Source organism: Amycolatopsis sp. NPDC023774 (genome assembly GCF_040639695.1).
Taxonomy (GTDB): Bacteria; Actinomycetota; Actinomycetes; order Mycobacteriales; family Pseudonocardiaceae; genus Amycolatopsis.
This window is the reverse complement of sequence record NZ_JBFAAJ010000010.1, coordinates 69,322-81,176: the sequence shown is the minus strand read 5'-3', so window position 1 is coordinate 81,176 and position 11,855 is coordinate 69,322. Positions and strand designations below refer to the sequence as shown.

Annotated in this window: 10 protein-coding genes; 2 read left to right on the top strand and 8 right to left on the bottom strand. The window is 69.1% G+C overall.

Annotated elements, in window-relative coordinates; all coding sequences use genetic code 11:
• Positions 1-16 precede the first annotated feature (16 nt).
• The 7 genes from AB0F91_RS21985 to AB0F91_RS21955 are packed head-to-tail and all read right to left on the bottom strand — an operon-like array spanning position 17 to position 7,983.
• A complete protein-coding gene (locus tag AB0F91_RS21985; protein WP_360599892.1) occupies positions 17-715 on the bottom strand; it encodes a response regulator in 699 nt (232 codons plus the stop codon).
• Positions 712-3,306: a sensor histidine kinase KdpD gene (locus tag AB0F91_RS21980; RefSeq protein ID WP_360599890.1), complete on the bottom strand. Its 2,595-nt coding sequence runs from the start codon at positions 3,304-3,306 to the stop codon at positions 712-714. Before AB0F91_RS21980 ends, AB0F91_RS21985 begins: the two co-directional genes overlap by 4 nt.
• A gap of 4 nt (positions 3,307-3,310) precedes the next feature.
• Positions 3,311-3,922 carry a potassium-transporting ATPase subunit C gene (locus AB0F91_RS21975; RefSeq protein WP_360599888.1) on the bottom strand — a complete coding sequence of 204 codons (612 nt, stop codon included), beginning with the start codon at positions 3,920-3,922 and terminating at the stop codon, positions 3,311-3,313.
• Positions 3,923-3,927: 5 nt separating this feature from the next.
• Positions 3,928-6,024 carry a potassium-transporting ATPase subunit KdpB gene (gene kdpB, locus AB0F91_RS21970; protein ID WP_360599886.1) on the bottom strand — a complete coding sequence of 699 codons (2,097 nt, stop codon included), beginning with the start codon at positions 6,022-6,024 and terminating at the stop codon, positions 3,928-3,930.
• The gene (gene kdpA, locus AB0F91_RS21965; RefSeq protein ID WP_360599884.1) at positions 6,021-7,682 is read right to left on the bottom strand and encodes a potassium-transporting ATPase subunit KdpA; all 1,662 of its coding nucleotides are present in this window, start codon (positions 7,680-7,682) and stop codon (positions 6,021-6,023) included. The genes kdpB and kdpA overlap by 4 nt, the downstream gene beginning before the upstream one ends.
• Positions 7,682-7,783: a K(+)-transporting ATPase subunit F gene (gene kdpF / locus AB0F91_RS21960; RefSeq protein WP_360599882.1), complete on the bottom strand. Its 102-nt coding sequence runs from the start codon at positions 7,781-7,783 to the stop codon at positions 7,682-7,684. Before kdpF ends, kdpA begins: the two co-directional genes overlap by 1 nt.
• Positions 7,780-7,983 carry a hypothetical protein gene (locus tag AB0F91_RS21955; RefSeq protein ID WP_360599880.1) on the bottom strand — a complete coding sequence of 68 codons (204 nt, stop codon included), beginning with the start codon at positions 7,981-7,983 and terminating at the stop codon, positions 7,780-7,782. The genes kdpF and AB0F91_RS21955 overlap by 4 nt, the downstream gene beginning before the upstream one ends.
• A 230-nt stretch (positions 7,984-8,213) precedes the next feature.
• On the opposite strand from AB0F91_RS21955, the gene asnB reads away from it, so the two are divergent.
• Positions 8,214-10,052: an asparagine synthase (glutamine-hydrolyzing) gene (gene asnB / locus AB0F91_RS21950; RefSeq protein ID WP_360599878.1), complete on the top strand. Its 1,839-nt coding sequence runs from the start codon at positions 8,214-8,216 to the stop codon at positions 10,050-10,052.
• Between the two features lie 89 nt (positions 10,053-10,141).
• Here the strand turns inward: asnB and AB0F91_RS21945 are convergent, their stop codons facing one another.
• Positions 10,142-10,645 (bottom strand): GNAT family N-acetyltransferase, encoded by a 504-nt coding sequence (locus AB0F91_RS21945; protein WP_360599876.1) that lies wholly within the window; start codon positions 10,643-10,645, stop codon positions 10,142-10,144.
• 183 nt (positions 10,646-10,828) lie between these two features.
• Between AB0F91_RS21945 and AB0F91_RS21940 the strand changes: the two genes are divergently transcribed.
• Complete coding sequence (locus AB0F91_RS21940) at positions 10,829-11,806, top strand: aldo/keto reductase (RefSeq protein WP_360599874.1); 978 nt, start codon at positions 10,829-10,831, stop codon at positions 11,804-11,806.
• Positions 11,807-11,855: the final 49 nt, after the last annotated feature.

Below are 11,855 nucleotides of genomic sequence, written 5' to 3'. Positions count from 1 at the left end.
CCCGGGGCGGTGGGCGTCAGGCTTCGAAGCGGTACCCCATCCCGGGTTCCGTCAGCAGGTGCCGCGGGCGTGAGGGCTCCGGCTCCAGCTTCCGCCGCAGCTGCGCCAGGTACACGCGCAGGTAGTGCGATTCCGTCTCGTACGACGGGCCCCACACCTCGTGCAGCAGCTGCTTCTGCGCCACCAGCCGCCCGCGGTTGCGCACCAGCAGTTCCAGCACCCCCCACTCGGTCTTGGTCAGGTGCACCTCGCGGCCGTCGCGCCGGACCTTCTTCGCCGCCAGGTCGATCGTGAAGGAACCCGTGTCCACCACGGCTTCCGCGCCGTCGGACCCGGCCACAGTGGAGCGCCGCACCGCGGCCCGCAGCCGCGCGAGCAGCTCGTCCATGCCGAACGGTTTGGTCACGTAGTCGTCGGCGCCCGCGTCGAGCGCCTGGACCTTGTCGGCCGAGTCGCCGCGGGCCGAGAGCACGATGATCGGCACCGTGGTCCAGCCGCGCAGGCCGGCGATCACCTCGGTGCCGTCGAGGTCGGGCAGCCCGAGGTCGAGCACCACCACGTCGGGTTTGGTCTCGGCCACGGCCTTGAGCGCCGCGGTGCCGTCGTGCGCCGTGATCACCTTGTACCCGCGGGCGTTGAGGTTGATCCGCAGCGCGCGCACGATCTGCGGTTCGTCGTCGACCACCAGCACGGTGGCCGCCTTGTCCGGACTCACGTGCTCACTCCCTCCACGGCCTCGTCAGCGACTGAGCCGGCGGCCTCGTCGATCTTGAGGAGGTCCTTGTCCGGATTCTGCCCGGTGTAGGCGGGCAGCGAGATCACCACGGTGAGGCCGCCACCCGGCGTGTCCTCGGCCCGGATGCTGCCACCCATCGCCTCGATGAAGCCCTTCGCGACCGACAGCCCGAGCCCCACACCAGGCGTCGAGTCGCGGTCGCCGCCGAGCCGCTGGAACGGCGCGAACGCCGAGTCCGCCGTGCCTTTCTTCAGGCCACGGCCGTGGTCCACGATCCGCAGTTCCACGTACTCGCAGTGCGCGCTGGCCCGCGCCGAGACCACGCCACCACCGTGGCGCAGGGCGTTGTCGAGAACGTTGGCGATCACCCGTTCGAGCAAGCCCGGATCGGCCAGCACCGAAGGCAGGCTCACGTCCACGCCCACCTTCACCTCACGCGAGTTATCCACATTGGACAGTGCGTGGGCCACCACCTCGTCGTAGCCCACCGGCCGCAGGTGCGGAGTGACCGCGCCGGTGGCCAGGCGGGAGGAGTCGAGCAGGTTGTCGATGAGCCCGGCGAGCCGGTCGGCCGAAAGCTCGATGGTCTCCTGCAGCTCTGCGGTGTCCTCCTCGGACAGTGACAGGTCCGGCGCGCGCAGGCTGCCGATCGCGGCCTTGATGGACGTCAACGGCGTGCGCAGGTCGTGGCCGACGGCCGAGAGCAGGGTGGTGCGCAGCTCCGTCGCCTCGGCCTTGCGCTCGGCCTCCGCCGCGGCCGCGGCCATCCGCTGCTGGCGCAGCGCGAGCAGCGCCTGCCCGGCCACTGCCTCCAGCACGCGCCGGTCGGCCGCCGGCAGCGCCCGCCCCCGCAGGGTCAGGTGGACGTCGGCGGTCACCGCGATGTCCACGTCGGCCTCATCCGGGTCGCCACACGGGAACTGCCCGGCGATCGCGACCTTCTGCCACACTCCGTTCTTCTTCTCCAGCAGCGTGACCGACGTCAGGCCGAAGTTCTCCCGCACCTTCTCCAGCAGCCGCTCGATCGGGTTCGGGTTCGTCAGCACCGTGCGCGCGTACGACGCCAGCAGCGCCGCTTCCGTTCGCGCCCGCGCGGCCTGGCTGCCGCGCCGGGCCGCCGAGGCGACGACGAGAGCCACCAGTACGGCGACCACGATCATCGCCACGAGCGTGACCACGTTCTGCGGGCTGTGCACGTTGAGCGTGTACAGCGGTGGCGTGAAGAAGAAGTTGAGCAGGCCCGCGCCGAACACGGCCGCGATCACCGCCGGGCCGAGCCCGCCGACGAGCGCGACGATCACCGTCGCAAGCACGTAGAGGATCACGTCGGTGGAGAACTCGACGGTGTCGCGCAGCAGCACGCCCAAGCCGGTCGCAAGGATGGGCAGCGCCAGGCTCAGCACCCAGCCCAGCACGAGCCGTGACGGCGCCAGCGGGCTCGCGCCGAGCCGTGCCCGCAGCCGGCCGCCCGCGTAGGAGTGCGTGACCATGTGCACGTCGATCGAACCGGACTGCTGCACTACGGCCGCGCCGATGCCTTCGTCGAACAGCCGCGCCACCCGTGAGCGGCGGGACGTGCCGATCACGAGCTGCGTGGCGTTGACCCCGCGCGCGAAGTCCAGCAACGCGGTGGGCACGTCGTCGCCGACGACGGCGTGGAACGTGGCCCCGACCTCCTCGGCCAGTGTGCGGCTGCGGGCCATGGCCGTGGGCCCCAGACCGGACAGCCCGTCGCCGCGCAGGATGTGCACCACCTGCAGCTCCGCGCCGGCGCGCGTGGCGATGCGGCTCGCGCGCCGGATGAGCGTCTCGCTCTCGGGGCCGCCGGTGATGGACACGACGACGCGTTCGCGGGCCTCCCAGGTGTCGGTGATCTTCTGTTCGGCCCGGTAGCGCTGCAGAGCGACGTCGACCTGGTCGGCGACCCACAGCAGCGCCAGCTCGCGCAGCGCGGTGAGGTTGCCGGGGCGGAAGTAGTTGCCCAGTGCGGCGTCGATGCGCTCGGCCGGGTAGACATTGCCGTGCGCGAGCCGGCGCCGCAGCGCCTCCGGGGTGATGTCCACGAGCTCCAGCTGCTCGGCCTTGCGCACGACCTCGTCGGGCACGGTCTCCTGCTGCGTGACGCCGGTGATGCGCTCGACGACGTCGTTGAGGCTCTGCAGGTGCTGCACGTTGACGGTGGAGAGCACGTCGATCCCGGACTCGAGCAGCTCCTCGACGTCCTGCCAGCGCTTGTCGTGGCGCGCGCCGGGCACGTTGGTGTGCGCGAGCTCGTCGATGACGACGACCTCGGGCGCGCGCTTCAGGATCGCTTCGAGGTCCATCTCGGCGAACTCGTGCCCACGGTGGCTGACCGTGCGCCGCGGCACGATCTCGAGGCCGTCGAGCAGGTCCGCGGTCTTCTGGCGGCCGTGGGTCTCCACGAGGCCCACCACGACGTCGGTCCCGCGTTCCAGCCGACGCCGGGCCTCGCCCAGCATCGCGAAAGTCTTGCCCACGCCCGGAGCCGCGCCGAGGTAGATCCGCAGTTCTCCTCGACGCGGCTTCGGGGTCGTCCTCGGTGTGCTCACGCTGTCAGTGTGCTCCTGGCGCAGTGGAATGCACGGCCAGGTTGAGCAGCAGCACGTTCACGCTCGGCACACCGATCCCGGCACCGGAGGTGTTCGCCTCGACCAGCTCGCGCACCTTGTCCTCGCTCAGCCCCGTGTTCTTCGCGACGCGCGGGATCTGCAGGTCGGCGTACGCGACGCTGATCGACGGGTCCAGGCCGGAACCGGAAGCGGTCACGGCGTCGGGCGGCACCTGGGCCGGGGCGACGTTCTCCCGCTTCGCGATGGCGTCCTTGCGCTCGGTGATGGTCTTCACGAGGTCGGCGTTGAACGGGCCCTTGTTCGACGCGCCCGAGGTGGACGGATCGGCGGGCCCCAGGTCGTCCTTCGACAACGCCGAGGGCCGGGTGTGGAACCAGGGGTCGTGCGCCGGGTCGGCCGCGACCGGGTCGATCCCGATCAGCGACGACCCCACGGCCTGCCCGTTCTGCGTGACGACCGAGCCTTCCGCGTTCGACTGCAGGCCCGGGATCCGCCCGATCGCCCACACGGCGAGCGGGTAGATCAGCCCGAGCAGCACGGTCATCGCGATGATGACGCGCAGGCCCGCCCAGGTCTGCTTCACCAGTGAGTTCATCAGATTCACCCGATTCCAGGGATGTGGCGCACGATCAGGTCGATCACCCAGATCCCGAGGAACGGGCTCACGATGCCGCCGAGGCCGTAGATCAGCAGGTTCCGGCGCAGCAGCGCGGAAGCCGACGACGGCCGGTACCGCACGCCCCGCAGGGCCAGCGGGATCAGGGCGACGATGATCAGTGCGTTGAAGATGACGGCCGAGAGGATGGCCGACTGGGGCGTCGCCAGGTGCATGATGTTCAGCGCGCCCAGCTGGGCGAAAATGGACGTGAACATCGCGGGCAGGATGGCGAAGTACTTCGCGAGGTCGTTGGCGACACTGAACGTGGTGAGCGCACCGCGCGTGATGAGCAGCTGCTTGCCGATCTCCACGATCTCGATGAGCTTGGTCGGGTTCGAGTCGAGGTCGACCATGTTGCCGGCCTCCTTCGCGGCCGACGTGCCCGTGTTCATCGCGACGCCGACGTCCGACTGCGCCAGCGCGGGAGCGTCGTTCGTGCCGTCACCCGTCATCGCGACGAGCCGCCCGCCCTCCTGCTCCTTCTTGATGAGCGCCATCTTGTCCTCGGGCTTGGCTTCGGCGAGGTAGTCGTCGACGCCCGCGTCCGCGGCGATGGCCTTGGCGGTGAGCGGATTGTCACCCGTGATCATCACCGTCTTGATGCCCATGGAACGCAGTTGCCGGAACCGTTCCTTCATGCCCGGCTTGACCACGTCGGACAGCCGGATCACACCGCGCACGAACGCGCGTCCGCCGGCTGCCTCCGCGACCACCAGCGGCGTGCCGCCCTGCTGGCTGATCTCGTCGACGATCCGCTCGGTCTCCTCCGGCATCGCGCCGCCGCGCTCGCGCACCCACTGGCGCACGGCCGAGGTGGCGCCCTTGCGGACCTCGCGGTCGCCGAGGTCGACACCGCTCATGCGCGTCTGCGCCGTGAAGGGCACGAACTCGGCGAGCTTCTCGTCGTCGCCGGCCTTTTCGGGCAGGGCGTGGTTCGCCGCGATCAGCTCGATGATGCTGCGGCCCTCGGGCGTGCCGTCGGCGAGGCTGGACAGCCGGGCCGCGCGGGCCAGATCGTCCACGGTGGACCCGCCGACGGGGATCAGCTCGGTGGCCTTGCGGTTGCCGAAGGTGATCGTGCCCGTCTTGTCGAGCAGCAGCGTCGAGACGTCGCCCGCGGCTTCCACCGCGCGCCCGGACGTAGCCAGCACATTGCGCTGCACCAGCCGGTCCATGCCCGCGATGCCGATGGCGCTGAGCAGCGCGCCGATCGTGGTCGGGATGAGGCAGACGAGCAGCGCCGTCAGCACGATCACCGACTGTTCCTTGCCCGAGTACCCGGCCATCGGTTGCAGCGCGACCACGGCGAGCAGGAAGGTGATGGTCAGGGTCGAGAGCAGGATCGTCAGCGCGATCTCGTTGGGCGTCTTCTGCCGGGAAGCGCCTTCCACCAACGCGATCATGCGGTCCACGAAGGACTCACCGGGCTTGGTCGTGATCTTCACGACGATCCGGTCGGACAGCACCGTGGTGCCTCCGGTCACCGCCGAGCGGTCGCCGCCCGACTCGCGGATGACCGGGGCCGACTCGCCCGTGATGGCCGACTCGTCGACGGTCGCGATGCCCTCGACGACGTCACCGTCGCCGGGGATGATCTGCCCGGCCTCGACGACTACCAGGTCGCCGACGCGCAGGTCGACGCCGGGCACGCTCTCCTCGGAGCCGTCCTCGGTCAGCCGCCGCGCCACGGTCTCCTTTTTGGACTTGCGCAGCGACTCGGCCTGCGCCTTGCCGCGCCCTTCGGCGACGGCCTCGGCGAGGTTCGCGAACAGCACGGTCAGCCACAGCCACACCGCGACGAGAACCGCGAACACGCTCGGCTCGACGATCGCGAACACCGTGGTGAGCGCCGAACCGGCCCACACCACGAACATCACGGGGTTCTTCAGCTGGTGTTTCGGGTTGAGCTTGCGCAGCGCCTCGGGCATCGAAAGCCAGAGCTGGCGCGCGTTGAACGCGCCCGCCCCGACGCGGCCCGCGTTCTCGGCGTGGTGCTGCTGGTCTTCCAGGGGACTTCGAGGGGTTTCGGTGACTGTCATGCCATCGCCTCCGCAATGGGCCCGAGCGCGAGCGCCGGGACGAACGTGAGGGCCGCGACGAGGACGATGGTTCCGGTGAGCATCGTGGCGAACAGCGGCCCGGTCGTGGGCAGGGTGCCTGCGGTCTCGGGAACCTTCTTCTGCTTGGCCAGCGAACCGGCGAGGCAGAGGACCGCGATGATCGGGATGAACCGGCCGAGCAGCATGGCGACGCCGAACGAGGACTGGAACCAGTTGCTCGTGGCGGTCAGGCCGCCGAAAGCGCTGCCGTTGTTGTTGGCGGTCGAGGCGTAGCCGTAGAGGACCTCCGACAGGCCGTGGGCACCCGAGTTGCCCAGCGCGCTCTGCGTGTCGGGCATCGCCAGCGCGATCCCGGCACCGACGAGCACGAGCGTCGGCATCGCGAGCATCGAGATCGCCGCGGCGGTGACCTCGCGCTTGCCGAGCTTCTTGCCCAGGTACTCCGGCGTGCGCCCGACCATGAGGCCCGCGAGGAACATCGCGATCACGGCCATCACGAGAATGCCGTAGAGACCGGTGCCGACACCGCCCGGCGAGATCTCGCCGAAGAGCATGTTCAGCAACGGACCACCGCCGCCGAGACTCGACAGGCTGTCGTGGGCGCCGTTGATCGCGCCCGTGGACGTACCCGTTGTCGTGTCGGCGAAGATCGACGTGAGGCTCAGCCCGAAGCGTTGTTCCTTGCCCTCCATGTCGGCCCCGGCAGCCAGCGCGGCCGGACTGCTGGTAAAGGATTCCGCGGTCCAGATCAGGGCCAGCATCGCGCCCCACAGCACACCCATCACCGACAGCAGGACGTAGCCCTGCTTCTTGTTCCCGACCAGCCGGCCGAAGGTGCGGGTGAGGCTCACCGGAATCACGAGGATCAGGAACATCTCGATGAGGTTGGTCCACGCGTTGGGGTTCTCGAACGGGTGCGCGGAGTTCGCGTTGAAGATGCCGCCGCCGTTGGTGCCGAGCTCCTTGATCGTCTCCTGGCTCGCCGCCGGCGCCAGCGCGATGGTGCTCTGGCTGCCGTCGGGGTTCGTCACCGCGACGCCGGAGCGCAGGCTCTGCACCACGCCCAGCGCGATGAGCACGATCGCGAAGACGAACGCCATCGGCAGCAGCACGCGGATCGTGCCGCGGGTGAGGTCCACCCAGAAGTTGCCGAGGCGGTCGGTCTTCGAGCGGATGAATCCGCGCGTCACCGCGATCGCAACGGCCAGGCCCACGCCCGCCGACACGAAGTTCTGCACGGTGAGGCCGGTCATCTGCACGAAGTGGCCCATCGTCGTCTCGGGCACGTAGGACTGCCAGTTCGTGTTCGCCACGAAGCTCGCCGCCGTGTTGAACGCGACCGAGGACGACACCGCGCCGCGGCCGAAGTTCCACGGCAGGACCGACTGCAGGCGCTGCAGCAGGTAGAGCAGGACGATCGACGCGAAGGAGAACCCGAGCACCCCGGACGCGTAGGTCTTCCAGTGCTGCTCCGAGTCGGGGTTGACGCGGACGATCTTGTAGAAGACCTTCTCGACCCGCCAGTGCTTCCCGTTCGAGAAGACCCGGGCCAGGTAGTCGCCGAGCGGTTTGTGGACCATCGCCAGGGCGACGAGCAGTAGACCGACCTGGACGAGGCCGGCGCCGACATCACTCATCAGAATTTCTCCGGCCTCACCAGTGCGATGAACAGGTAGACGAGCAGGCCCAGCGCCAGCAGTCCGCCGACGATGTCGGCCACTGCCGAGGTGCCGCTCACAGCTTCTCCATCCCGCGCAGGGTCAAGGCGAGGACCACGAACACGCCGATCGTGAGCACGGCGTACAACAAGTCGGCCACAAGGCACCTCTCAAGACAGGTCACCCGGGGCGGGTGACCGTTGGACGAGGCAACTGTGCGGTCGTAGCGCTGCGTGCTGGAGACGGTCTGACGCCTCCTTGACGCGGTCTCCTGGGCCATTTACGCGTTCTTGACGCCGGGTGACCCCCGCCACCGCCGTTCGCCTGGTACCCCGTGGCGTTGGGTTGATCTTGACCGGTTACGCCAAGTAGTTGGTGAGTGACTCACGACACAATCGGTAGTGGATCTATGACGGAGCGTGCAATTCGGGCAGACATGGCCCGCCCGGCTGTGTTACACCAGTGTTTCGAATAGTTGTATTACCTAAGCAAAGTCACGGAGGCACGCGGATGTGCGGAATCGCCGGCTGGGTTTCCTACGACTCTGACCTGTCACAACGACAGGAGGTCGTCGACGCGATGACGGAGACGATGGCGTGCCGTGGCCCGGACGACCGCGGCACGTGGGTGCGCCGCAACGTCGCGCTCGGGCACCGCAGGCTCGCGATCATCGACCTGCCGGGCGGGCGCCAGCCCATGAGCGTGCGCACGCCCAACGGCGAGATCGCCATGGTCTACAGCGGTGAGGCCTACAACTTCACCGAACTTCGTGAAGAACTCACGAAATTGGGTCACACCTGGGAGACCGACAGTGACACCGAGGTCGTGCTCCACGGGTACCTGCAGTGGGGCGACGCGGTCGTCGACCATCTGAACGGCATGTACGCGTTCGCGATCTGGGACGAGCGCGACCAGAAGCTCGTGATGATCCGCGACCGCATGGGGATCAAGCCGTTCTACTACTACCCGACGCGCGACGGCGTGCTGTTCGGCTCCGAGCCCAAGGCGATCCTGGCCAACCCGCTGGCGAAACGCGTCGTGGACAGCGACGGCCTGCGCGAGCTGATGGCGTTCACCAAGCGCCCCGGCTGGTCGCTGTGGAAGGGCATGAGCGAGGTCGAGCCGGGCACCGTCGTCACGGTGTCGAAGGAAGGCATCCGCGCCCGCACCTACTGGAAGCTCGACGCGAAGCAGCACACGGACGACCAGGAGACCACCGTCGCGCGCGTGCGCGAACTGATGACCGACATCGTCAACCGCCAGCTCGTGGCCGACGTGCCGCGGTGCGTGCTGCTCTCGGGCGGGCTCGACTCCAGCGCCGTGACGGGTCTCGCGGCCGCGCGGCTGGCCGAGCAGGGTGAGCAGCTGCGCACGTTCTCGGTCGACTTCCTCGGCCAGGAGGAGAACTTCCAGCCGGACGAGATGCGCGACACCCCGGACTCGCCGTTCATCCGCGACGTCGCGAAGCTCGTCGGCTCGGCACACCAGGACGTGGTGCTCAACCCGGGTGAGCTGTCCGACCCGGAGGTGCGCCGCACCGTACTGCGGGCGCGCGACATCCCGGCCGGCCTCGGTGACATGGACACGTCGCTGTACCTGCTGTTCAAGGCGATCCGCGGCGAGTCCACCGTGGCGCTGTCGGGCGAGTCGGCCGACGAGGTGTTCGGCGGCTACCGCTGGTTCCACGACGAGTCGGTGCACGCCGACACGTTCCCGTGGCTGGCTTTCCGCTCGGGCCTGATGACTGAGCGGGCAGCGCTGCTGCGCCCCGACGTCGCCACGCAGCTGAGCCTCGGCGACTACGTGGCCGACCAGTACCGCACGGCCGTGGACAAGGTCGAGCACCTCGACGGCGAGTCGGAGCAGGAGGCGCGCATGCGCACCATCTGCAACCTCCACCTGAGCCGCTTCGTGCGGATGCTGCTCGACCGCAAGGACCGCGCGTCGATGGCCGTGGGCCTCGAGGTGCGCGTGCCGTTCTGCGACCACCGGCTCGTGGAGTACGTGTACAACACGCCGTGGTCGCTCAAGACCTTCGACGGCCGCGAGAAGAGCCTGCTGCGCCACGCGACCAAGCACGTGCTGCCCGACTCGGTGCGCGACCGCGTGAAGAGCCCGTACCCGTCCACCCAGGACCCCGGCTACCCCGCCGCGTTGCAGCAGCAGGTGAAGGAAGTCCTGGCGGAGCGCGACAATCCGGTGTTCCGGCTCGTGAGCCGCGAGTGGCTGACGAAGGTGTCCGAAGTGGACCCGGTGGCGATCGAGCCGACGCAGCGGGTGGGGATGGACCGCGCGCTGGACCTCTACCACTGGTTCGACATGTACTCGCCGGAACTGCAGCTGGACTGAGAGTTCGCGGCGGATCGAGCCGTGGTGCCGTGGTCCGCCTCCCCCGCGTCCGGGAGGCGGACCACGGCTCGTCTTCTCGGGTCGGCCGGTCAGAGTTCGAGACTGGCGTCCACGTCGGCGCCGTGCACGTCGAGGTCCGCGCCGGTGCCGGTGAGCAGGCGGCGGGCGGCGGCGTTGTCCACGGTGGTCGAGGCGATGAACCTCGCCGCACCACCGTCGCGCGCGGCTTCGAGCAGCACGTCCGTCACGCGCTTGCCGATGCCGCGCCCGCGCACCGAGCGGCCCAGCCACACACCGGCTTCGACCTCGACGGCCGAGTGCCCGTGCACGGGCCGCAGGCGTGCCGCCCCGGCCGCGCGGCCGTCGACCTCGACGAGCCACGTGGTTTCGATCGCGGTGTCCGGGTCGAGGCAGCGCCGCCGGTGGAACGCGAGAAACGCCTCGCGCCGCTCGGTCGTCCAGCCCGGCGGGCCCTCCACCGGAGGCATCACCTCGAGGGGGTCGGCGTCGGCGACCGCAGCTTCGAGCAGCCGGCTCAGTTCCGGCTCGTCGAGGGGGGTCAGCACGATCTCGGAATCGGAGGCTCCGGTCACGCGGCACAGCTTGGCACGAGGACCTTGGCTGCGCGACCTGGTAATACGGCTTACCAACGTGGCGGTCAACGGGCAACGTGACGACTGTCCAGTGTGGAAAGACTCCACGGCTTCGTGCCTCGCCGCTAGGGTGGTTGCGTCCGGTGTTCGCGGTGCCTTCGATGAGAACAGGAGCGGCCTTCGATGAAGTACGTCCGGCTGGGCTCGACCGGCCTGCAGGTCTCGCGTGTGATCCTCGGCTGCATGAGCTACGGCGTGCCCGACCGGGGCGGCCACGAGTGGTCCCTCGACCTCGACGATGCGCGGCCGTTCTTCCGGGAGGCGGTGGAAGCGGGCATCACCACGTTCGACACCGCCAACACCTATTCCGACGGATCCAGCGAAGAGATCACCGGCAAACTCCTCGGCGAGTTCACGCGACGCGAGGAGATCGTGATCGCCACCAAGGTCTACAACCGCATGGGCCCGGGCCCCAACGGCGCCGGCCTCTCCCGCGGCGCCATCATGACCCAGATCGACGCCAGCCTGCGCCGCCTCGGCACCGACTACGTGGACCTGTACCAGATCCACCGCTACGACGAGAACACCCCGATCGAGGAGACCATGGAGGCCCTGCACGACCTCGTGCGCGCCGGCAAGGTGCGCTACCTGGGCGCCTCCTCCATGTGGGCGTGGCAGTTCGCGCAGGCCCAGTACGTTGCCGATCTCGGCGGCTGGACCCGCTTCGTCTCCATGCAGGACCAGTACAACCTCATCCAGCGCGAGGAAGAACGCGAGATGCACCCGTTCTGCCTCGACCAGGGTGTCGGCGTGCTGCCGTGGAGCCCGCTGGCCCGCGGTCGGTTGACACGTGACTGGGGCGAATCGACCAAGCGCAGTGAAAACGACCGGTTCGCCGAGAAGCTCTACTCACAGGCGGAGGAGGCCGATCGCCGCGTTTCTTCAGCGGTGGCGGAGATCGCTGCGGATCGTGGGGTTTCGCGGGCCCAGGTCGCGTTGGCGTGGATGCTGCACAAGCCGGCGGTCACGGCGCCGATCTTCGGCGCGACGAAGCCCGGGCACGTGGCGGATGCCGTGGCGGCTGTGGAGCTGGGGCTCACGGAGAAGGAGATGGCGCGGCTGGAGGAGCACTACGTGCCGCACGTTCCGGCGGGTTTCTGAGTTTTGATCGTGCCCCGATGTGGCCTCGGGTCGAGTCCGCATCGGGGCG